The 20,710-nt window shown below is 69.3% G+C and carries 16 protein-coding genes and 2 pseudogenes; 8 read left to right on the forward strand and 10 right to left on the reverse strand.

Annotated features, from left to right (window positions below):
* Positions 1-41: 41 nt before the first annotated feature.
* Together ACX27O_RS18345 and ACX27O_RS18350 are read right to left on the reverse strand one after the other, a co-directional pair.
* Entirely contained in the window at positions 42-2,900 is a 2,859-nt protein-coding gene (locus tag ACX27O_RS18345) for an immunoglobulin-like domain-containing protein (RefSeq protein WP_458939796.1), read from the reverse strand.
* Positions 2,901-3,210: 310 nt separating this feature from the next.
* Positions 3,211-3,885 carry a TetR/AcrR family transcriptional regulator gene (locus ACX27O_RS18350; protein WP_036411170.1) on the reverse strand — a complete coding sequence of 225 codons (675 nt, stop codon included), beginning with the start codon at positions 3,883-3,885 and terminating at the stop codon, positions 3,211-3,213.
* A gap of 51 nt (positions 3,886-3,936) precedes the next feature.
* On the opposite strand from ACX27O_RS18350, the gene ACX27O_RS18355 reads away from it, so the two are divergent.
* A complete protein-coding gene (locus ACX27O_RS18355) occupies positions 3,937-4,866 on the forward strand; it encodes an NADP-dependent oxidoreductase (RefSeq protein WP_210864577.1) in 930 nt (309 codons plus the stop codon).
* A gap of 186 nt (positions 4,867-5,052) precedes the next feature.
* Here the strand turns inward: ACX27O_RS18355 and ACX27O_RS18360 are convergent, their stop codons facing one another.
* Positions 5,053-6,945, reverse strand: coding sequence for a S9 family peptidase (locus ACX27O_RS18360; RefSeq protein WP_458939797.1), 1,893 nt, complete (start codon positions 6,943-6,945; stop codon positions 5,053-5,055).
* 152 nt (positions 6,946-7,097) lie between these two features.
* On the opposite strand from ACX27O_RS18360, the gene ACX27O_RS18365 reads away from it, so the two are divergent.
* Positions 7,098-7,493: a VOC family protein gene (locus ACX27O_RS18365; protein ID WP_210864575.1), complete on the forward strand. Its 396-nt coding sequence runs from the start codon at positions 7,098-7,100 to the stop codon at positions 7,491-7,493.
* A gap of 86 nt (positions 7,494-7,579) precedes the next feature.
* On the opposite strand, the gene ACX27O_RS18370 is transcribed toward ACX27O_RS18365, so the two are convergent.
* On the reverse strand, positions 7,580-8,455 hold the full coding sequence (locus ACX27O_RS18370) for a BBE domain-containing protein (protein ID WP_458939798.1): 876 nt from the start codon (positions 8,453-8,455) through the stop codon (positions 7,580-7,582).
* A gap of 180 nt (positions 8,456-8,635) precedes the next feature.
* On the opposite strand from ACX27O_RS18370, the pseudogene ACX27O_RS18375 reads away from it, so the two are divergent.
* Together ACX27O_RS18375 and ACX27O_RS18380 are read left to right on the forward strand one after the other, a co-directional pair.
* Positions 8,636-9,241 (forward strand): annotated as a pseudogene (locus ACX27O_RS18375) (DUF4158 domain-containing protein); the annotation flags it as partial.
* Positions 9,238-9,546: pseudogene (locus ACX27O_RS18380) on the forward strand (ISAzo13 family transposase); the annotation flags it as partial. The pseudogenes ACX27O_RS18375 and ACX27O_RS18380, both read left to right, overlap by 4 nt.
* A 552-nt stretch (positions 9,547-10,098) precedes the next feature.
* Here ACX27O_RS18380 and ACX27O_RS18385 read toward each other — a convergent pair.
* On the reverse strand, positions 10,099-10,560 hold the full coding sequence (locus tag ACX27O_RS18385) for a DUF6328 family protein (protein WP_458939799.1): 462 nt from the start codon (positions 10,558-10,560) through the stop codon (positions 10,099-10,101).
* Between the two features lie 197 nt (positions 10,561-10,757).
* Between ACX27O_RS18385 and ACX27O_RS18390 the strand changes: the two genes are divergently transcribed.
* Together ACX27O_RS18390 and ACX27O_RS18395 are read left to right on the forward strand one after the other, a co-directional pair.
* Complete coding sequence (locus tag ACX27O_RS18390) at positions 10,758-12,158, forward strand: sulfatase family protein (RefSeq protein ID WP_458939800.1); 1,401 nt, start codon at positions 10,758-10,760, stop codon at positions 12,156-12,158.
* Positions 12,159-12,167: 9 nt separating this feature from the next.
* Positions 12,168-13,034, forward strand: a complete 867-nt coding sequence (locus tag ACX27O_RS18395; protein WP_458939801.1) for a bile acid:sodium symporter family protein — start codon at positions 12,168-12,170, stop codon at positions 13,032-13,034.
* Positions 13,035-13,083: 49 nt separating this feature from the next.
* Here ACX27O_RS18395 and ACX27O_RS18400 read toward each other — a convergent pair whose 3' ends face one another.
* The gene (locus ACX27O_RS18400; RefSeq protein ID WP_458939802.1) at positions 13,084-13,584 is read right to left on the reverse strand and encodes a DUF421 domain-containing protein; all 501 of its coding nucleotides are present in this window, start codon (positions 13,582-13,584) and stop codon (positions 13,084-13,086) included.
* Positions 13,585-14,162: 578 nt separating this feature from the next.
* Between ACX27O_RS18400 and ACX27O_RS18405 the strand changes: the two genes are divergently transcribed.
* The gene (locus ACX27O_RS18405) at positions 14,163-14,804 is read left to right on the forward strand and encodes a recombinase family protein (protein WP_458939803.1); all 642 of its coding nucleotides are present in this window, start codon (positions 14,163-14,165) and stop codon (positions 14,802-14,804) included.
* Between the two features lie 108 nt (positions 14,805-14,912).
* Here ACX27O_RS18405 and ACX27O_RS18410 read toward each other — a convergent pair whose 3' ends face one another.
* The 4 genes from ACX27O_RS18410 to ACX27O_RS18425 all read right to left on the reverse strand — a co-directional run bounded on the left by ACX27O_RS18410 (position 14,913) and on the right by ACX27O_RS18425 (position 18,094).
* On the reverse strand, positions 14,913-16,097 hold the full coding sequence (locus ACX27O_RS18410; RefSeq protein WP_458939804.1) for a low temperature requirement protein A: 1,185 nt from the start codon (positions 16,095-16,097) through the stop codon (positions 14,913-14,915).
* 307 nt (positions 16,098-16,404) lie between these two features.
* A complete protein-coding gene (locus tag ACX27O_RS18415) occupies positions 16,405-16,734 on the reverse strand; it encodes a hypothetical protein (protein ID WP_458939805.1) in 330 nt (109 codons plus the stop codon).
* A gap of 29 nt (positions 16,735-16,763) precedes the next feature.
* Positions 16,764-17,366: a recombinase family protein gene (locus ACX27O_RS18420; RefSeq protein ID WP_458939806.1), complete on the reverse strand. Its 603-nt coding sequence runs from the start codon at positions 17,364-17,366 to the stop codon at positions 16,764-16,766.
* Positions 17,367-17,485: 119 nt separating this feature from the next.
* A complete protein-coding gene (locus ACX27O_RS18425) occupies positions 17,486-18,094 on the reverse strand; it encodes an FAD-binding oxidoreductase (RefSeq protein WP_458939807.1) in 609 nt (202 codons plus the stop codon).
* A 47-nt stretch (positions 18,095-18,141) separates the two neighbouring features.
* Between ACX27O_RS18425 and pdxR the strand changes: the two genes are divergently transcribed.
* Positions 18,142-19,605, forward strand: a complete 1,464-nt coding sequence (gene pdxR, locus ACX27O_RS18430; RefSeq protein WP_210864573.1) for a MocR-like pyridoxine biosynthesis transcription factor PdxR — start codon at positions 18,142-18,144, stop codon at positions 19,603-19,605.
* The last annotated feature ends 1,105 nt before the right edge of the window (positions 19,606-20,710 follow it).

Below are 20,710 nucleotides of genomic sequence, written 5' to 3' on the forward strand. Positions count from 1 at the left end.
CTTCCTGCGCCGCCCTTCAGCGGTGCGGGTTCCTGGGCTGGCTACCGCACCGTCAACTTCTGGTAGTCGCCGGCGTGGGGCTGGTAGGTCGGGTTGCCGGAGTAGGCGACGTGGACCTGGTACGACCCGCGCCGCAGACCAGCGGTCGGCAACTCGACGACGGCCTTACCGTCCACCAGCGGCACGACCTGCACGGTGCCGCCGAAGGTGACGGTGACCTCGCCGGTCGGGGTCGGAGCGTTCTTCTTGGGCCCGCCCGTCGGCCCCACGCTCACGTTCAGCGTGAACGTGTCCCCGCGGACAACCGACGCCGGCGTGGCCTTCGCGTGGACCTTGACGGCGGCCGTACCGGAAGGCACCTCGAACGACGCCGTACCCTCCGACGCCTTCAGGTAGTCGAAGCCCAGGTATTCGGCCTTGACCGTCCGGGCACCCGCAGGCAGACCCGTCGGCAGCGTGACAGTGGCCGCGCCGTCGCTCAGGTGGGCGAGCGTCGACCACGAGCCGACACTGAGCCGCACCTGACCGCCGGTCTCGAACCCGTCGGCTGCCGTGACGGTCACGGTGGCCGTGGTCGCCTGGGCCCCGCTCGCGTACGGCTGGACGGCCACCTCGGTGGTGGTCGCGACGTCGCTGTTCGGGATCCCGCGGATGTCGTTCCACTCGCGCACGGTCAGCGGGATCACGGTGCCGTGACGCGGACGGACGACACCCGCGTTGGTCATCGTGATCGCCTTGGCGTTCCAGGTCGGCGCCTCGATGTTCTCGTGGCACGCGGCCTGGTACCCACCGCCGTTCGTGTACCGGTCACCCCAGAGGTAGAACTGGCCGGGGCAGGCGGTGTCACCGGGGTTGGCCTTGAAGATGACCGGTCCCTCGTACCCCTGGTTGGCGACCCACGTCGTGCGCCCCAGCGCCGGCGCGACCAACGTCCAGTTGTCGATGTTGCTGTCCAGGAAGTCGGTGTGCTTCTCCGAGAAGATGTCCGAGCCCTGGTTGCCGGCCTCGTTCTTGGTCACGCGGTAGTAGTTGTCGCCGACCCGGATCGCTGTCGTGTCGATCCGTGACAGCGGGGCCGGGTTCTGCCAGACCTGGGGAGCGGAGAACGTCTGGAAGTCCCGCGTCGTGGCGTACCACATCTGCGCGTTGCCCTGACCCGTGCGGTTCACCGGGTCGCTCCACAGCGACTGGGCCCAGAACACGACGTAGGCGCCGATCTCCTCCACCCACAGCGACTCCGGCGCGAAGGCGTTGCCCGCGTTGTCGGGCGCGACCTTCACGTGCCGCTGCGGGGTCCAGTTCACCAGGTCGTGCGACTCGAACACCTCGATGTACTGGGTGTCGTTGATGGCGTACCCGCCCTGGTCGTACCAGTTCAGGTCGGTAGCGATCATGTAGAACGTGTCGCCGTCGGGTGAGCGGACGATGTGCGGGTCACGAAGACCCTGGTCGCCCAGCTGGGAGATGAGTGACGGCCGACCCCCGGTCAGGCCGGTCCAGTCCAGCGCGGTGTTCCCGTTGGATGTCGCGAACATGATCTGCTCGCCGTCGGCGATCCCCTCACCCTTGAAGTACCCCATGAAGTACCGCTCGTACTCCTCGGAGCGCGGCATGGCGACGACGCGCACCGGGAACGACTTCGTCTGCGAGGTCGCGCTCTTGGTGATGGTCGCGGTCAGGGTGGCGGCAACATCCGCACGGCCGAAGGCCGGGCGGGTGACCACACCCGTCGGGGTGACGAGGTCGGTGGTCGACCGCCAGGTGATCGTGGAGCCGAACTCGCCCCTGGCGGCAAGGTCGAGGTTCCCGCGTACGTCGTTGGTGGTGTTCAGGGCCAGGTCGAAGGTGTCACGGTCGACAGCCTGCGCATCGTCGAACTCGGCCTTCACCACGACGGGGATGTCCCGCGTGCCGACCTCCTGGGCGCCCTTGCGGACAGTCGCCGTGAGCGTGGCTGTCGCGTCCGGCTGCCCCTGCGCGGGCCGGGTGATCCTGCCGGTCACCGCCACCTTGCGGGCGCTGGCGACGGCCGGCGGGGTGTGGACCGCGACGACCGACGGGTCGGAGCTCGTCCACGTGATGGTCGAGCCCGCCACGGAGCCCACCTTCGGCAGCGTGATGTCACGGACGATCGAACTGGTCAGGCCAAGATCGATGGCGTCGGTGTCGGCGCGGACTCCGTCGGAGACGGTCCGCTGCGCGAGGGCGAGTGTCTCGTCGAGACTGACCGCCCGGTCGTACACCCGGAAGTCTCGGATCGTCCCGCGGAACGAATAGTGGCCCGACGTCTGCGAGCGACCCAGGAAATTGCAGTTCGTCCCCGCGGCGTTCACCGAGGGCGGCGTGGTCAGGTTCGTCGACGTCGCGTGCAGCACGCCGTCGAGGTAGAGCCTGCCGGTCCAACTCGTACCGGTCGAGTTCAGTGACTGGGTGAAGGTGACGTGCGTCCACGCTCCCTCCAGCATGCGGACCCGGTTCTGCTGGAGGTTCGCCGGACCCACCGCGACGCGGAACCGCTGGGTGTTCGACGCGAAGATCGAGCCCTCGGCGCCGGTGTCAACGTCGCACGAGCCGGACTTGCGACCAAAACCCCACATCTGGTGCTCGCCGACGTTCGCCGGGTCAACCCAGACGTCATAGTCGACGGTGAGGTTGGACATGCCGGCGGTGATGTCGTTCGGCAGCTTCACATACGCGCCGTCGAGGGCGCTCTCGTAGGAGCCGGGGTTGAACCTGACACCCTCGCCGGTCAAGGTCGCCTTCTCGGGGTTCACCAGCGTGGCGTTCGCCGCCGATCCCGCGCTACCCGAGTTGACCAACGTCGTCCCACTGGTCTCGTCGAGCGCGAAATGGTGCACCAGACCGTCGTCGAGTTGCTCCTCGGCAGCGTGTGCGGGCACCGCCGCGGACGAGACCGAGAGCAGCGCACCCAGTGCCAGGACCGCGACACCTCTACCTCTCCGACTCAACCCGAGACGTGGCCTTCGCTGTCGCAGTCTCAATGGACCCTCCTTGACCGGTGGATGGCTCCCTCTGATGTGGACGGGGGTTGTTAACGCTAACTACGCTGTGCTGCCGGGTCAACGCAGCACGTCGTGGCCCGGCCCCACGGACTGCGTGGTTTGACGGTGGGCGCCCGGGGCGGCCTCACCCAGAGCGACGAGGAGATCCATCCCGCGCCAGAGACGACGACCGAGGCCAGGGCAGTGGCTAACCGGCGGCCAGGCCGCCCTCGTCGCCGGGCTCCGCTGGCCCGCGCGACACCGGTGCGGGGGGCGCCAGCCGCGCCGCAGGCGGCAGCGGTGAGGCATCCGGGCTGGCGCGGAATGCCTGGATGGCGAGCGCGGCGAAGCGCCGGGAGGCGGCGACCCTGGCGGTCGGCGACGGCGCGTGGATACCGCTGTTGGCCATGAGTACGAGGATGACGTCGTCCAGGGCGAAGTCGGGGCGCAGACGGCCGGCTTCCTTGGCCCGGCGGGCCAACTCGGCGATCGACCGGAGAGCGTATTCGCGGCGCGCGTCGAAATCCACGGCATTGGGAAACGTCGAGATCAAAGCCGCGGTGAAACCCCCATCGCGTGCGTTCAGTTCACACATCTTCTCAATGACAAGACAGAAACCGTGCCACGGATCCGGATCGGCGAGACCTTCGTCGACGACGGCGCGGCAGGCGTACATCTGCTCTGCGAAGGCCTCGGTGACCAACATCTCCTTGGTCGGGAACCTGCGGTACAGGGTGGCCGGCGCCACTCCGGCATGCCGTGCGACCTCCCGCATCGGCACGTCCAGACCCGCAACGGCGAAGACCGCGCGGGCGGCGTCGAGGATGCGCTCCCGGTTGTCCAGCGCGTCGGAGCGAAGGGTGTGAGACAAATGGGCGGTCACTGCTCTCACTTTAGCGAGGCGGACGGCGCAGGCGCGTTAGCGTCCCCGCACATGAGGGCTCTGCAATTTTCCCAGTACGGTCCCGCGAGTGTGCTTGCGGTCTCGGAGGCACCGGAACCGCACGCCGGACCCGGGCAGATCCGGGTGGCGGTTCGGGCTTCGGGTGTCAATCCGGCCGACACATACGTCCGCGCCGGCCGATTCCAGGAATGGATTCCGCTCCGCCTGCCGCACGTGCCAGGCGTCGACGCAGCCGGCGTGGTGGACGAGATCGGTGACGGGGTGACCACGGTCCGGCCAGGCGACGAGGTGTTCGGGATCACGGACTACGCCCAGATGGGCGGAGCGAACGCCGAATACGCCGTCCTGGCCGCGTGGGCACCGAAGCCGGCCGCCCTGAATTGGGAACAGGCGGGCGGCGCGGCCGGCAACATCGAGACGGCCACCCGCGTGCTCGACCTGCTGGGCGTGCGGGCCGGCACCACGCTGTTGATCGAGGGTGCGGCCGGCGGGGTCGGTACGACGGCGATCCAACTCGCTGTCGCTCGCGGCGCGGCCGTCATCGGCACGGCCAGCGACCGCAATCACGGCTTCCTGGCCTCGCTCGGGGCCATCCCGACCACCTACGGCTCCGGGCTGGCCGGGCGGGTCGACGCGCTGCTGCCCGGCGGAGTGGATGCGGTACTCGACTGTGCCGGCTCCGGCTCGATACCCGACCTGGTCCGGCTGGTCTCCGGCCCGGACAGGGTGGTGAGCATCGCGGACATCAACGCCCCGGCGTACGGCGTGCACCTGTCGCGCGGCTCTGGCCCCGGCGCGGACTCACCGGCTCTCGAAGGGATCGCCGCCGCCGGCGAACTCGCCGAGCGGAGCCGCTTCACGGTGCCGGTCGCAGCCGTCTTCTCCCTGGAGGAAGCGGCCGCCGCCCACGAGTTGAGTGAGTCCCGCCACGCGCGAGGAAAGATCGTGCTGAAGCCGTAGCGCGCCCCACCCGCCATTGACCCAGTTCGTGGGCCCGGGCTTCGCTCCTGGCCCACGAACTGGGTCACCTGAACAAGGGCGATCCGCTTCGGGTAGGGAGGACCCAGCTGGCGAGGACGTTCGACACCGGCGGTAGCGGCCACCGGTTTGCGGAACCCCTGGTGGCGGGCCGTACGCCCGGCGGACTCACTGGCCGAGCAGGGGAGAGGAACTGTCGTTCTCCTCGGGGTGGTCGTCCATGGAGTGCCCGCTCTGGCCAACGGAGCCGCCGCGACCGCGCAAGTGCCTGATGAGGAACTCGCCGGCATCCGCGAAGGCCCTCGCCTGGTTGTCGCGGCGAAGCAGGCCATGGCCTTCGTCTGGGAAGACCTCGTAGCGCACCTCGACGCCACGGGATCGAAGCCGCTCGACGATCTGATCGCTCTCCTGCCGTGGTACGCGAGGATCGTTGGCGCCCTGGACGACCATCAGGGGCGCTTGGATCCGGTCGGCGTGGGTGACCGGCGAGCGCGCCATCAGTCGATCCGCATCGGCTTCCGGGTCACCGATCACCGCGGCCACCAACGAGCGCCACGTCGGCGGTGACGCCTTGGCCAAGGTGACCAGATTGCTCGGTCCATAGAAATCGACACCGGCGGCCCAGTTCAGCTCCGACAGCCGGCTGAGGCACGACAACACGGCGAAGCCGCCGTAGGAGGCACCCATGACGCCGATGCGATTCGGGTCGATCCACTCCTGCGCCCGCAGGTACGCGACGGCGTCAGCGAGGTCGGTCAGATCGCCACCGCCCCAATCGCGGTTGACGAGGTCGGAGTAGGTGCGGCCGTAACCAAGAGAACCCCGCACGTTGGGAGCGAAGACGCCGATGCCATGTGCCAGGAGATACTGGTAGAAGCCGTCATGCATGTAGACCGGCAACTCCTGCCAGGCCGGACCACCGTGGATCGAGATCAGGACACCGGCTGGTTCCGGTCCTTCAGGACGGTAGAGATAGCCAGGGATCTGGCGGCCGTCCTGCGCCGGATAACGAACCAACGTCGGCTCCCGGAAGGTGGCGGGATCGGCCGCGACCGGCCGAACGTTGCTCAGCCACCTGAGCTCTCCAATCTCCAGATCAATCAGGAGAATGTTCCACGGTCGGGTTGCTGTGGACAGCCGCAGCACGACGAACCGCCCGTCGCCGGACACGGTGAGGCCGGTCCCCGTGCCAGCTGGCAGTTCCGGCATGCGGATGTCGACGCCGCTGACGAGGTCACGCCCGCGCAGTTGGGAGAAGCCGTCGACGTTGACGTTCCAGACCAGGACCCGGCCGTCCGCCGAGAGAGCGACCTCCTCCACATCCCAATCCGGGGTGTCCAGCCAGGTGAGGGCGCCGCTTTCGGCATCCATGGTCGCGAGCCCGGTGAACTCCCGACCGACGTTCGACAGCACCAGAAATCCGCTGCCGTCTCTCAGCCACGGCCCCAACCAGTAGGTCGCCACATCGTCGTACGGCGTCAACGATCGCGGTTCGGCACCGTCGACAGTTATGAGATGGACCAGGTGGTCGCTGTTGGTGGTCCGCCATTCGGCGAGGGTGAGCCGGGACCCGTCGGGGGACCAGTGCCCGGGGTAGACCCTGCCACCGCCGGTGTAGATCCGGCGTACCTCATCGGTCGACAGGTCGTGCACAAGCACGTCCTGGTCGGCCGGATTCCGGTCGTTACCGCAGTAGGCGATGAACCGGCCGTCGGGGGAGAACGGGTCGCCGAGGGCAGCCGAGTACTGCACGTCCGGCGCGTCGGTTAGCTGCACCGTGATCCCGCCAGCAGCGTCGACCCGGTACAGCTGCGTGTTCTCGTCCCCGCTGTCGTCGGCGAGGAACAACAGCCATTCACCGCCGGGATGCCATGCCACCCGACGGACCGTCGAGTCGGTGCCGGCGGTAAGACGTCGCGTGTCGCCAGTCGACAGTGCTTGGGTGACCAGGTTGAATTGTCCGTTGGCGTCATCGACGTAGGCGATCGAGTCACCATCGGGAGCGATCGCCAGTGTCGGCAGGAATCTCAAGCCTGACTGAAAGTCGCGGTATCCGGACACGTGGTGAATCCTAGACACTCGATGCACTCTGGCGGCGGCACCGACCAGGCCAGCTACCCGCCGCTCAGCGCACTGCGGCCGACATCGACACCCACGCCAGACACCTGCTGCCTGCCCTCAACGCCACCCGAACCTAACGGAGAGATGCCGCCATGACAGCGACTGAGCAGCACGCCAGCGTCCGATACATCGTCGATGACGTCCAGGCGGCCATCGACTTCTACACCACCCACCTCGGCTTCACAGTGCACACCAGCGCCGTGCCCGCCTTCGCCGACGTCGTACGCGGCCCGCTGCGGCTGCTGCTGTCCGGGCCGGCCAGCTCCGGCGCCCGCGCCACCCCCGACGACGCCGCGGACGCCGGACGCAACCGCATCCACCTCATCGTCGACGATCTGGATGCGGAGATCGACCGACTACGCGGCGAAGGGGTGTCGTTCCGCAGCGACGTGATCGCCGGCCCCGGCGGGCGCCAGATCCTGTTCGCCGACCCCGCCGCCAACCTCATCGAACTCTTCCAGCCCGCCGACCGCCCAACCGCACAGTGACCTCCACCCGGCGCGCGTCGAGGCGGTGACCCGCCGGTGCGCGGTGGATCCTGCCGGCGGGCGTCGGCGCTGCCAGGGGGTACGCGCTACCGGCTGTGGGGCCGGATGTTGTGGTTGAGGTGGAACACGTTGTGGGGGTCCCAGACCGTCTTGAGGGCGGTGAGCCTGGCGAGCTTGGCGGCCGGGTACGCGCGGCGTACCCCGTGTTGCCCCTCGTCGGCGGCGAGTGAGTTGACGTAGACGCCGTCGGCGTACGGGCCCAGTGCCGCTCCGGCACTGCGCGCCGCTGCCATCCGAACGTCGTCTTCGGCCGGATCGGTCCAGCGGGAGCCGGCGCCGAACTCGAACGCGGTACCGCGGTGACTGAACGCCGCGTCGGCATCCGCGACGTCAGCGATCGCGCCACCGTGCGCCTGCAGGCCGACGCCGGGCAGGTGGGTGCCGGCGTGCAGGTCTGCCGCACCGCGCAGCAGGAACGCCTCGATCGCGGCGGTGGGGAACCGCCGCAGGTAGTGCGCGCTGGAGTACCGGCGGTAGGCGTGGCCGCCGACGGTGTCGTCGCGTTGCTGCAACTGCAGGTATGACGGGGTGGTGACCCGCTCAGCGACCGGGCGCCCGAGGGCGCGCATCGCCGGCAGCAACCGGAGACCCGGTGCCGGGTCGCCGACCCACACGAAGCCGACGGTGGCGATGGGGCCGCTGGCAGTGTCGTGGACATCAGCGGTGAAGGTCGCCTCCCGTGGCGCGACGGCGTTGAGGTCCCGCCAGCCTTTGAGCACCGGCACGGCGTCCTCGGCGCGGAAGTCGAACTCGGTCACCAGGGTCCGCGTACCGATGTGGTGCAGGTGGAAGTCGAAGTCGGTGACGATGCCGAAGTTGCCACCCCCGCCGCGCAGGCCCCAGTAGAGGTCGGGGTTCTCGGTTCGGCTCGCGGTGACCACCTTCCCGTCCGCGGTGACCATCGTGTAGGGGAGTCAGCCAAGGTACGGCGGAAACCGGCAATAGGCTGAGCGGTTCTTGCATTTGCGCTGGTTAGGGCTGTGGGCCCCCGTGTGTGATCGATCCGGATCGGCGGCATAGTTGATCTTTTGGTACGTTCCTCGATCCGTATGGGTTGATCTTCGCGGGTCTGGGGTTGTGGCGTGACGTCGATCGAGCGGACCGCGTATCCGCGGTTCAAGCGCTTCCTGTCGGCCCGGGAGTTGCATGTGTTCTACACGCCGCAGCCAGAGGAGGTCGCGTGGGCGAGTGGGCAGGTGCGCTCGGACAGTCATCTGCTGGCGTTCATGGTGCAGCTGAAGTGCTTCAACCGGATGGGGTACTTCCCGCGCCTGGGTGATGTCCCGGAGGCGGTGGTGGCTCACATCCGCCAGGATCTCGGGCTGGGTGAGGACGTCGCCGCGGTGTACGACTCGGATCGGACTCGGGGCCACCATCGGATGCTGATCCGCCGGCGTAGCGAGGTCGTGTCGGACATGCCGGCGGCCCGGGCGGTGGCGGCCGCGGCGATCCGGGAGGCGGCGGGGCGCAAGAACGACCCGGCCGACTTGATCAACGTGGCGTTGGAGAAGCTGGTCGAGGGCTCTTTCGAGCTGCCGGGGTACTCGACGCTGGACGAGATGGCCGCGCAGATCCGTGAGGAGGTCAACTCGGCGATCTTCGCGCTGGTCGCCGGCCGGATCGGCCCGGCGGGCGCGGCCCGGTTGGACGGGATGCTGGTCACGGCAGGTGCGGGAAGCAAGAGCGACGCGGCCACCGCCCACGGCTGACCGCCCCCGGCACCGGCCGACCTCCCATTCTCACCCTCGCCGACCGGCTTCTCGCCGCCATCCTCCACCACCGACTCGCGCTGCCCCAGGTCACCATCGCCGCCCTGTTCCGAGTCCGACCCGAAACGATCAACAGACATCTGCGCGAGATCCGCCAACTCCTACAGCAGGCAGGACACACCATCCAGCCCAACCCACACCGGCTCGCCACACTCAACGACCTCAACGACCTCGCGACCGCACAAGGCATCACCACACCGCCAGAGATCAAGATGACGTGTTAATGATCTGCAAGCCCATAGATGCAGGCTATTGGCGCTAGCTACGGTGGTGACGGTTTCTCGGCAGGGCGCCTGGCGGATCGGTGGACGTCGGTCAGCGCCACGACCAGCAGCACGATTGCGGCGACGACGCCGATTTCGCCGCCCCTGAAGAGGTGACCTGGCCCACCCGACGTGCTGTCCCCCACCACCGGCCCTGCTCCAGCCCGGCTCAGCAACCTATCCAGATCTCGCCCGAGCCTTTCGGAAGGAGAGTGTGTAGCAGGTCCTGAACGGAAAGCCGTTCCATCGTGCGACGCAGGGCTTCGCCGACACCGACACGGTGGTCATGGTGATCGTGACCTCGCTGGCGGGTTTCACACTGGTCTTCCCCCGTCTCGGCGGTACTGCGCAAGCGCGAGTCCGCCCCGGCCGGGCGAAGCAGTTAGGCAGCGTCCAGCAAAGGATCTTGTGGCGGATGATGTCGTTCACAGGGCTCTATACCTGAATCCCGTAGGGCGGGCGGTCAGCTGGCCGCGCCGGTGCCCCTTGCGTGGGCTGGCGGTGCGGGTTCGGTTACCTCGCCCGTCCCCAGTCGCGTCGGGCGAGTGGCAGGCCTACCCAGAGCAGCAGGAAGACCAGCGCGGTGATGGCGGATAGCAGCAGCGCGACGCCCCGCGAGAGCACGTAGTCGGTGATCAGTAGAACCGCGCTGGCCATGGCGATCAGCATGAAGCCCAGCGCGCCGCTGGAGACCCGGTGCGCGTACCGGACCAGCTCGGATTTGCGGCCCCGGCGGAACAGTGCCGAGTGCAACGCGACCGGCGCGATGATCAGGGCGGTCGCGGCGGCGGCGGACACCAGCGCGACGAGGTAGACGTCGCGCTGGAACGGGGTGGCGCGCGGGAATCCGGCGGTGAACGGCAGGGTGAGCAGGAAGGCGAAGAGGATTTGCACGCCTGTCTGTGCGCCGCGCAGCTCCTGCAACTCGTCGGTGAAGTTGCGCTCCAGGCGCTTCTTCTCGGTCTCCCTGGCCATAGCATTCCACCGTCCCGTCCGGTTCGGTCGTCAAGGGCAGGACCGGTATCCGATGGTAGAACGGCGCGGGGCGGGGCGCCGGTGTTCGGGGGTTGCCGGCCTGGTTCCGGACGTCGCGGGAGATGGGGACGCCGGCCGCGCCTGCATCTGCGGTGCGGCGGGACGTTAGGTGCCGCCATAAACAGGTATAGGGGGGCATGGCGACGGCAGGTGGCACGGGGACGGTGGCGGGCGGGGGACGGCCGGCCGAGCCGCCCAACATCCTCTTCATCCTGGCCGACGACCTGGGTTGGGCGGATCTCGGCTGTTACGGCTCCACGGAGATCCGTACCCCCAACCTCGACCGGCTGGCCGCGGCGGGCCTGCTGTTCCGCCACGGCTACGCCTGCTCGCCGTGGTGCTCGTCGACGCGCATCGGGCTCTACACCGGGCGCTACCCCACCCGGCTGCCGGCGGGCCTGGAGGAGCCGCTAACCACGCGCGCGGAGGGCAACGGGATCCCCGCCGAGCATCCGACCCTGTCGTCGTTGCTGCTAGCCGCCGGTTACGAGACGGCGATGTTCGGCAAGTGGCACTGCGGCTGGTTGCCCTGGTACAGCCCACTGCGCATCGGCTTCCAGAGCTTCTACGGCAACTTCGACGGGGCGATCGACTACTTCGAGCACCTCAACACCACGGGCGAGGCCGACCTGTACGAAGGGGAGACCCCGGTCGAGGAGGCCGGCTACTACACGTCGTTGATCTCCGACCGCGCGGCCGAGTTCGTCGCCGCGGACCGCACCGGCCCGTTCTACGTGCAGCTCAACTACACCGCGCCGCACTGGCCCTGGGAGGGCTCTGGCGACCGGGATGCCGGTGCGGAGATCCGGCGCAGGTTCAGCCGGCAGTCGGTGCCCACCCCCCTGATCCACCCCGACGGGGGCTCTCTGGCGAAGTACGCCGAGCTCGTCGAGGAGATGGACGCGGGCATCGGCAACGTGCTCACCGCGCTCGCCGACGCCGGACGCGCCGACAACACCGTCGTCGTCTTCACCTCTGACAACGGCGGTGAGCGATGGTCGAAGAACTGGCCGCTCGTGGGCGAGAAGGGCGACCTGGCCGAGGGCGGCATCCGGGTGCCGCTGATCCTGCGCTGGCCGGCCGCCGTGGCTGGCGGCCAGGTCACCGACGAACCGGTGCACACCCTGGACCTGACCGCGACGCTGGTGGACGCGGGCGGGACGGCTCCGGACGAGAGCTATCCGCTGGACGGGGTGGACCTGTTGCCGTGGCTGGTCGACGGCGCCGACTTCCCCGAGCACGACCTGTTCTGGCGCACCTCCAACCAGGGGGCGTTGCGCCGCGGCCGGTACAAGTACCTGTTCGACCGCCGCGACCGCTCGGTGCTGGGCAACTGGCCGCGCCGCCCCGGTCCCTTCCACCTGCTGTACGACGTGACGGTCGACGGCCGTGAGCAGGCGGACATCGCCGACCACCACCCGGAGCTGCTGGACGACCTGCGCGCGACCTGGACGCGGATCGACGCCGAGCTGCTGCCCTTCCCGCCGGAACACCCGGGCGTGCCGGCGACGACGGCCGAGCACAGCGAGCCGGACTGAGCTGGTGTGATGATGCTGCGTGATGTCCTGTCCGGGCTGGCGAACCTGGCGGTCCTGGTGTTCGCCGTGACGTCGATGCTCTCGGTCGGGTTCGCCCACTCGGCCCGGGAGATCCTCAGCCCGCTGCGGGACGTGTCGAAGTTGCTGCGGGCGCTGCTGGCCAACTTCGTCCTGGTTCCCCTCCTCGGGCTCGCCATCGTCCGGCTCTGGCCGCTCGAGCGCCCGCTGGCGGCCGGGCTGGTCCTGGTCGCAATGGCCGCCGGCGCACCCTTCCTGATCAAACTGACCGCGGTGGCCCAGGCCGAGGTCGCGCTCAGCGCCACGCTGCTGGTGCTGCTGCTACCCCTCACCGTCGTGTACGCGCCGATCATCGTGCCCCAGGTCCTGCCCGAGGCCGACGTCTCCGCCGGCGCCCTCGCGGTGCCGCTGGTCCTCACCATGCTGCTGCCCCTCGCCGTGGGCCTGCTGGTCCACGCGCGCTGGCCCGCGCTGGCCCGGCGGTCGGTGCCGTTCGTCCGTCACGCCTCCACCGTCGCGCTGGTGGTGCTCGTCGCGGGCACCACACTCGCCAACATCCCGACGATCATCGAGCTGTTCACCACGGGCGCCATCGTGGCGCCCGTGCTGCTGATCGCGGGCGCGTTCGTGATCGGCCTCCTGCTCGGCGGCAAAGACCGCAATGCCCGCGAGGTGCTCGGGCTCGGCACCGCGCAGCGCAACATCTCCGCGGCGACGGTGATGGCCACCCAGGGCTTCGCCGACAACGACACCCTGGTCATGGTGATCGCGGCGTCACTCGTGGGCTTCGCGCTGCTCTTCCCTGCGGCAGCAGTGCTGCGCCGCAGTGAGTCCGCCCCCGCCACCCCGAACGGTTGAGTCGCCTGGTCCGCGCACGCTCGAACCAGGCGCGCGGGGCGCCGGTGCGTCACTCCACCGCGATCCGCACCACCTGAACGTCCTTGTCGAGGCTCACCTCGATAATCCGGGGCCCCTCGCGGCGCGGGATCACGCTGATCGTGCCGTCCCGTTCAAGGTAGGCAAGCCGCACCCGCGAGAGATCGCTCTCGCTGCCCGTCTCGTGCAGCGCCTGGTCGAGATCCATCCGGGAGATGTGCGCGTCGCGCAGCGCGGCACGATCGGCCTGCCCGTCCTCGACCAGCAGCACCGGATGACCCTTGACGAGCGGACCGAACCAGTCGACGTGGTACGCGAGCGCCGCCATCAGCCGATGCAACATGACGAGCACGAAACCGGCCAGCCAGATCGCGAGCAGCCCCGAGGTGTTCGTGATGGCGCGGCTCATCACGGAGCCGACCATGATCGCGACAACGAGGTCGAACGCCGTCCCCTTACCGAACAGCCGCTTGTGACCCAAACGGACGATGATCACCGCCACCACGAAGGTCAGGACCGCCCGCAGTGCCATCTGACCGGGATTGAGGTCGTCCGCGCCGATGCCGACCAGGGACCGCAAAAACTCAATCACCGCCCGACACCTCCAGCCTCGCCTCAACCACAATAATCGCGGATTAATTGGAGGATACTGGACGCCACCGGGGCCGCAGCGACGTGAAACGACGTTTGCCGTGGACACCACCAAGGGGTGTCGCCGGGCCGCACTGCGGCGAGGGCCTGGTCCAAGTCAAGCCGGGCGCGGGTAGTGCCGGAATACGCCCGGTCGAGGTAGATCCGTTCGGCCGGCACCCCAGGGCGATTGCGTTCTCGCGGTTCCATCCTGGCCCTGGACATGAAAACCAGCAGCGAAGACCTCCGGCGCGAGTAACACCGGGAAGCTCTGGAAGCTGTCTCGATCCCGGCGTTCCAGCGGCAGCCCGAGCGGCTGATAACGATGGAGACCCTCTGTCCCGTAAACGCTCCTTTACGGGACGAGGAACCACGCTCGACCGCCGGAGGCGTTCGCACAGGACGGCGAGTCCCGAAACCCGTCCCAGAACCGGCGTGTCGAAACCGGGGTTACGGGACGTTTCCGGGACGATCGGCGGCGTGACTCTCGCCTCCGCCCACACCCCCGCCGCCGTGCCGCCGCAGCCACACAACCGGATCCGCGTCGGCTACGCCCGGGTCAGCACCCGCGACCAAGACCACGACTCCCAACTCGACGACCTCAACGCCGCGCACTGCCGTGAGATCATCATCGAGACCGCGAGCACCCGCGCCGACCGCCCCAAGCTGCGCACCGCCCTGGACGCCCTGCGTCCCGGCGACACCCTCGTCATCCACCGCCCCGACCGAGTCGCCCGCTCCATGAAGGAACTGCTCGTCTTCCTCGAAGACGAACTCCACGCCCGCGACATCACCCTGGAAATCCTCACCGGCATCTGCGCCGGCGTGCACCGTCCCGGCGGAGCCACCCTCGCCGACCGGCTCCTGTTCGCCGTCGCCGCCCTCGCCGCCGAGATGGAACGCGAACTCATCCGCGACCGCACCCTCGACGGACTACGCGCCGCGGCCGTCGCCGGCCGGCACGGCGGACGCCCCACCACCGTCACCGACGACGTCCTCGCCATCGCACGCGCCCGCCAAACCCGCGGCGAATCCGTCACCGCCATCGCCCGACACCTCGGAGTCGGCCGCTCCACTCTCTACCGGGCACTACAACCCCCCGACCAGGCGATCACGGCTTAGCGCCGGATCCACTGCCATTGGTCCCCAAGGGCCTGCTCAGAGCGGATTTGGCAGATCCGTCTGAGAACCGCAGCTCATCACCAGGATTGGGGCGGAAGCACTGAGCGGTCAGCACGGCGGTGACGCCGACTCCGGTGGCCTGCCCGTGGCCTGACGCCAGTCGAGTACGGCGATGAACAGCAGCACCACGGCGGCCGTGGCCGCGGTGGCCAGCGGCGGCAGGGGCCGCAGCAGCGGCGTGGCCGCGATCAGCAGGGCGATGGCGACGATCCTGCGCCGCGCGACCCGGGAGAACACCAACTGCTCCAGGCGGGCGCGGCCGGCCATGAACAGCGCGGGCCCTCCCACGATGGCCACCAGCCAGGACCACCGGGTGCCTGCGGTATGGGCGTACTGCACGATGTCCTGCCCGATGGCGGCGATGACGATCCCGAACACCATCACCGCGTGGGCGAACCCGACCCGCCGTCCCCAGCCGGCGGGATCAGCGCAGGCGGTGAGGGCCTCCGGAAGGAGTTGCCCGGACTTGAAGAAGTACACCCGCCACAGCAGCACGGTCGTCGCGAACGCCACCACCAGACCGGCGCTCTCATACGCGCGCCAGGGATGGGTGCTGTAGCTGATACCGACGGCCAGGACGCTCTCCCCCAGGGCGATCATCAACAGTTGGGCGTACCGGTCGGCCAGGTGCCCGCCCGCGACCTGCCAGGTCGTCGTGCGGCCCCGCCCCAGCCCTGGCACGGGCCAGCCCAGCCGCGCCGATCCCAGATCTAGCACGACCGCGACCGTCCACCAGGTCAGCTGGGTGAGGCCGTCGGTTAAGCCGCCGAGCAGCCACGGCACACCGGCCAGGCCAAACCACACCAGGGTCCGCCCATACAGCCGCCGCAGCCGATGCGAGCGCAGGCCCGCCGCCAGTACCCCGGTGCGCAGTACCTGCGTCGCGACGAACGCCACCGCGAACACCACGCCGCCGTCGCCGGCCACATCAACGACCGCGGCCCCCATGACGATCATCGCGAAGGCGCTGCCGACCAGCATCACCTGGGTGCCGGCGTGGCGCGGCTCGAAGCGGGCGGTGATGAACGCGGTCGTGGTCCACAGCCACATCACCGCCACGAACAACAGCAGCGTCCGCACGAGGGCGCCCCACCGCGGGACAGCGCCGGCGGCCAGCAGTGCCGGCAACGACTGGGCCACCAGCCGGTTGAGCGCGAACACCACCGCCAAATCGAAGAACAACTCCACGAACGTCGCCTGCTGCCCGCTGCCGCCGCGACGCAGCAGACCCACCGCCCGACCCTCGAGTCCCCGCCGTCGCGTCCACCGGCCGCCCACCTGACCATTGCACCGCCCGGCCGGCCCCCACACCCCCGATACGCCGAACCCCGAAACGCGACGTGATCCGGCAGCACGGCTGCCGGCCAGGAGTCGTATGGTGTCGGCGTACGACTTCAGGTGCCCGCCTAACGTGACTTTCCCAAACGTTGGTCAGGGCCTACCCCGGCCGGGGGCGTCGAGGCGTGCGACCGGCCCCGGATATAGCGCAGCCCACCGGCCACGGGGGAAGCCGGCGGGCTGCGCTATATGTCGGCTGAGGCTACTCCTGCCGGCCGTCGCGGTCGATCAGCCGGTTGAGCAGTCCCACGATCTCGGTCAGGTGGGCGCCGTGCTGATCGCGGAGGTGCCCGACCGTTACGGTCAGCTGATCGACCTTCTCGCCGAGCCCGGTGATCGCCTGTCCCTGTTCGAGCTGGGTCTCCCGCAGCGCGTTGAGCGTGCGGGTGTGCCCGCGCAACTCGGCCCGGTAGTCGGCGACGTCGCGATCGGCGCCGGACGCCAACGCGCGGGCTGCGGCCGCCTCCTGCCGCAGCACGCCGACCTCCGCCTCCAGCGTGGCGACCCGCTGGGCGAGCTCGTCGAGGTTCATGGTGGTCACGGTACCTTTCCGCTGTGCGGCTATCGGCCGGTGAGGTGGGCGGCCAGTTCCGCGCGGTCGTCGATAAGTTTGTAGATGGTCGGACGGGACACCGCGAAGTGCCGGGCGATACCGGTCACGTTCCAGACCGGCCGGTCGTCGGAGCCGCGTTCGTCGAGCATCTGGTACACCTGCTTGATCTGGCGCATGGACAGCTTGTGCGGACGCCCGCCGTTGCGGCCGCGGTTGGTGGTGGCGGCCAGACCCTCGCGGGTGCCCTCCACGATCAGTTCCCGGTTGAACTCGTCGAACGCGCCGAGCAGGTGGAACATGAGCCGGCCGGTGGAGGTGGAGGTGTCGATGTCCTGCTGGATAACCTTCAGGTCCACGCCCCGCTCGCGCAGATCACCGGTGAGGCTAATCAGGTGCTTGAGGCTGCGAAACAGCCGCGACAGCCGGGTGATCACCAGGGTGTCGCCGCGGCGCAGCCGCGCCAAAGCCTTGTCCAGCTCCGGACGGCTGGCGGTCTTGCCCGACACACCCTCGTCGATGTAGATCTCCTCACAGCCGGCCTCGGCCAGTAGCTGGCGCTGACTGATGGAGTTCTGCTCGCGGGTCGACACCCGGGCGTAGCCGATCCTCATCGGCCGAGTGTAAAGCAATCACGGTCCTGCAAGCCATGTTTGCTGACACAGTGTTTGTTGACACGTGTTTCTTGACACTCGACCTGGGCCTTCTCAAGATCTCGAAGTTGAGGCGGGTGTCAAGGAATCACGTTCGAGATTCCTTGACACTCCCGACCCGATCCCATGCGATCTTGAGACCCCGGCCCGGAACCGCCATCGAGGCAGAGGCTCCCGCCTATTGCCGGTTTCCGCCGTACCTTGGCTGACTCCCTGTAGGAGACGACGTTGTCGCAGGCCAGACCGTGCTGGCGGGCGAGCCAGCCCATGCCGCCGCCGAGGGTCAGGCCGCCGACCCCGGTGTGCGAGACGTTGCCGGCAGTCGTGGCGAGGCCGTACGGCTGCGACGCCCGGTCGAGTGCGCCGAGCAGCGCGCCACCCTGGACCCGGGCGCGTCGCCGGATCGGGTCGACCCGAACGCCGTTCAACGGGGTCAGGTCGATCATGAGGCCGTTCGCGGGGACGGCGAAGCCGGCCACGTTGTGCCCGCCGCAGCGTACGCCGATCTCCAGGTCGAGGTCGCGGGCCAGGCGCACCGCGGCCACCACGTCGGTGACGCTCGCGGCCTGCACGATCATCCGCGGCTGCCGGTCAACCATGGCGTTCCAGACGGTGCGGGCCGCGTCGTAACCCGGATCACCGGGGGTGAGGACGCGGCCGTCAAAGCGGGGATTGGTCGTTGTCGTCATACATCTGAGCCTGATGGAAATCGGTACACCCGGTAAGGTCCGATTCCATGGGGCGAATCAGGACCAATTCGAGCACCGCGGAGGACCTGCTCATCCATGTCGACCGGTCCGCCGCCGAACCGCTGCACCGGCAGATCGCCGCCTCGATTCGGGGCGGCATCCGGGCCGGCCGGTTGCGTCTCGGAACGTCACTGCCGCCCACCCGCACCGTCGCCGCCGATCTCGGCGTCGCCCGCGGCGTCGTCGTCGAGGCCTACCAGCAACTCGTCGCCGAGGGCTACCTCACCAGTCGGGCGGGCGGGTACACCCGGGTCGCGGTCGAGCCGGCCCCACCGACGGCAGGTCGGAGCGGCGCTGACCGACCGGCGGCACAGATCGACTTCGGGTATGGCCGCACCGACGTGTCGTCGTTCCCACGCGCCGCCTGGCTGCGTTCGGTGCGAACGGTCCTCACCACCACCCCGAACGAACGCTTCGCCTACCTCGACGGGCGTGGCGTACCCGAACTGCACGTCGCCCTGACCGACTACCTCAACCGGGTCCGCGGCACATCCGCCCGTCCGGAGAACGTCGTGATCTGCAGCGGCTACGGCCAAGGCGTCGCGCTGATACTCCAGGTGCTCGCGGCGCGCGGCGCGCGCAGGCTGGCCGTTGAGGACCCGTCCGCGGACGACGACGCCCGCCTCGTCGCGGCCGTGGCCGGCCTGGACGTGATCGGCGTCCCGGTCGGGCCAGACGGCCTCCTCGTCGAGGAGCTGGAACGGACCGACGCGGACGTCGTCGTGCTGACGCCCTCGCACCAGTGGCCCACCGGCGGCGTCCTGTCGGCCACCGCGCGGGCCCGGGTCATCGGCTGGGCGCAGCGCCGCGGCGCCGTGGTGATCGAGGACGACTACGACGCGGAGTACCGCTACGACCGGGCGCCCGTCGGCGCCATGCAGGGGCTGGCACCCGACACCGTCGTCTACTGCGGCACGGCGAGCAAGACCCTGGCGCCGGGGCTGCGCCTGGGATGGCTGCTCGCCCCGGCACACCTGGTCGACGAGATCACGGCGGCCAAGGTACGGGCCGACCGCGGTTCTCCCGTCATCGACCAATTGACCTTCGCCGACTTCCTCACCCGCGGCGAATTCGACAGGCACCTGCGGCGCATGCGCCCGGTCTACCGCCGCCGTCGCGACGCACTCCTGGCCGCGCTGCGCGCACGGCTACCCGAACTGGAGCCGGTCGGTGTCGCGGCGGGCCAACACGTCGTGACCTGGCTCCCGCAGGACCTCGACGAGGCGTCGGTCGTGGCCGCCGCCGCCCGGCGCGGACTGGTCGTGCAGGGCGTCTCCCGGTACCGCGTGAGCCCTGCCGGGCTCGGCGGGCTGATCTTCGGCTACGCCACCCTCACCGAACGCTCCATCGTCGACGGAGTGGAAGTCCTGGCCGACGCGATCGCAGAGGTCCGTGCCCAGGTCCGCCCTGAGGTGCCCGCCACCGACAGTGGCGCGGTCGCCGGTTCCTGAGCGAGGCGCGGTTTCCGGGTTAACGGACAGCGGCGAGGGCGGCGAGTCCGCCGGCAATGACGGGGCGCGGACCACCGGGATCGCGGCTGCCAGCGGGGTACCCGCGTAGATGCGGGCCCCTTCTACTGTGAGGACATGTGGTGGTATCTCCTGCTCGCTGGCATCGGGCTCGCCACGGGCGGCACAGTCCTGCTTCATCGGCGCAGACGCCGTCGGCCACAGACCGCCGAGGAGAAGGTGGCGGCGGCGCGGTCCGCCATGCGCGCGATACGGCGTAGATCGCCACGCCCTGGTCGCGACATCTTCGAGCGGGGTCGAGGTGTCCCCGAGCGCTATTCCGCCGCCATCGCGGAGAACGCTGTCTATGGCGACGCGGCGAACTTCGATTCAGGTGGTGGCGCAGGGGGAACGCCCTGACCAGCGACGTGCCGCCGGACAGCGAATCACCGAGACGAAGTTCTCGCGGGCGCGGCAGCGGCCGGAACACGGTGGGGTTGTCGGAACGATTTCGCCGCAGGCCCGACAGTGGGCACCGGTCAGGTCTGGCGGGTGGTGACGGGCCGGCGTAGTTCGGTTACCAGCGACCGTACCCATGGCTGGCGCATGGTGGGTTCGCCGGTTATCGCGGCGGTAAGCCCGGCTCGCCCTTCGGGCGAGCGGCCGTAGGCGACGATGGCCACGGCTTCGGCGAGGGCGGCCAACGCTGCTGTCGGGGGAGCGGCCGACGACGTAGAGGTCCGCGTCGGCGCTGCGGGCAAGGACCTTGGCGGCGCACTCGAGCAGGTCGGGTAGGAACCACAGATCGGGCTCGGGGACAGCGTCGAGGAGCGCGCCGAGCTGGGCCGGAGAGACAAGGTCCCACCGGAACGGACCCGTCGGTGGCGGTACTGCTGTCACAGCCGAGACCCTATCCGGCTGCGCACCTCCACCCCTTGGCCACCAGCGGTCGCCCATCGCAATCGCCCCACAGGACCACAACCACAGACGACTGTCGATGTTGCCCGAGCGGCCGCAGGTGTGCTGGAATGGCGACCATCGCTGCAGCGTGGGGGCAACCGCGCTGGGAACGGTCAGCGCGGGAGCAGCACAGTGCTGGCAGAGCGCC

The organism is Micromonospora sp. SD19 (assembly GCF_054462275.1).

Excerpts from the sequence above, each read along its gene's own strand:
- ACX27O_RS18355 (WP_210864577.1), top strand. The coding sequence starts at position 3,937 with ATGAGGGCTCTGCAATTTTCCCAGTACGGTCCCGCGAGTGTGCTTGCG.
- ACX27O_RS18420 (WP_458939806.1), bottom strand. The coding sequence starts at position 17,366 with ATGAGGATCGGCTACGCCCGGGTGTCGACCCGCGAGCAGAACTCCATC.
- pdxR (WP_210864573.1), top strand. The coding sequence starts at position 18,142 with ATGGGGCGAATCAGGACCAATTCGAGCACCGCGGAGGACCTGCTCATC.
- ACX27O_RS18385 (WP_458939799.1), bottom strand. The coding sequence starts at position 10,560 with ATGGCCAGGGAGACCGAGAAGAAGCGCCTGGAGCGCAACTTCACCGAC.
- ACX27O_RS18415 (WP_458939805.1), bottom strand. The coding sequence starts at position 16,734 with ATGAACCTCGACGAGCTCGCCCAGCGGGTCGCCACGCTGGAGGCGGAG.
- ACX27O_RS18370 (WP_458939798.1), bottom strand. The coding sequence starts at position 8,455 with ATGGTCACCGCGGACGGGAAGGTGGTCACCGCGAGCCGAACCGAGAAC.
- ACX27O_RS18390 (WP_458939800.1), top strand. The coding sequence starts at position 10,758 with ATGGCGACGGCAGGTGGCACGGGGACGGTGGCGGGCGGGGGACGGCCG.
- ACX27O_RS18425 (WP_458939807.1), bottom strand. The coding sequence starts at position 18,094 with ATGACGACAACGACCAATCCCCGCTTTGACGGCCGCGTCCTCACCCCC.
- ACX27O_RS18365 (WP_210864575.1), top strand. The coding sequence starts at position 7,098 with ATGACAGCGACTGAGCAGCACGCCAGCGTCCGATACATCGTCGATGAC.
- ACX27O_RS18400 (WP_458939802.1), bottom strand. The coding sequence starts at position 13,584 with ATGGCACTGCGGGCGGTCCTGACCTTCGTGGTGGCGGTGATCATCGTC.
- ACX27O_RS18395 (WP_458939801.1), top strand. The coding sequence starts at position 12,168 with ATGATGCTGCGTGATGTCCTGTCCGGGCTGGCGAACCTGGCGGTCCTG.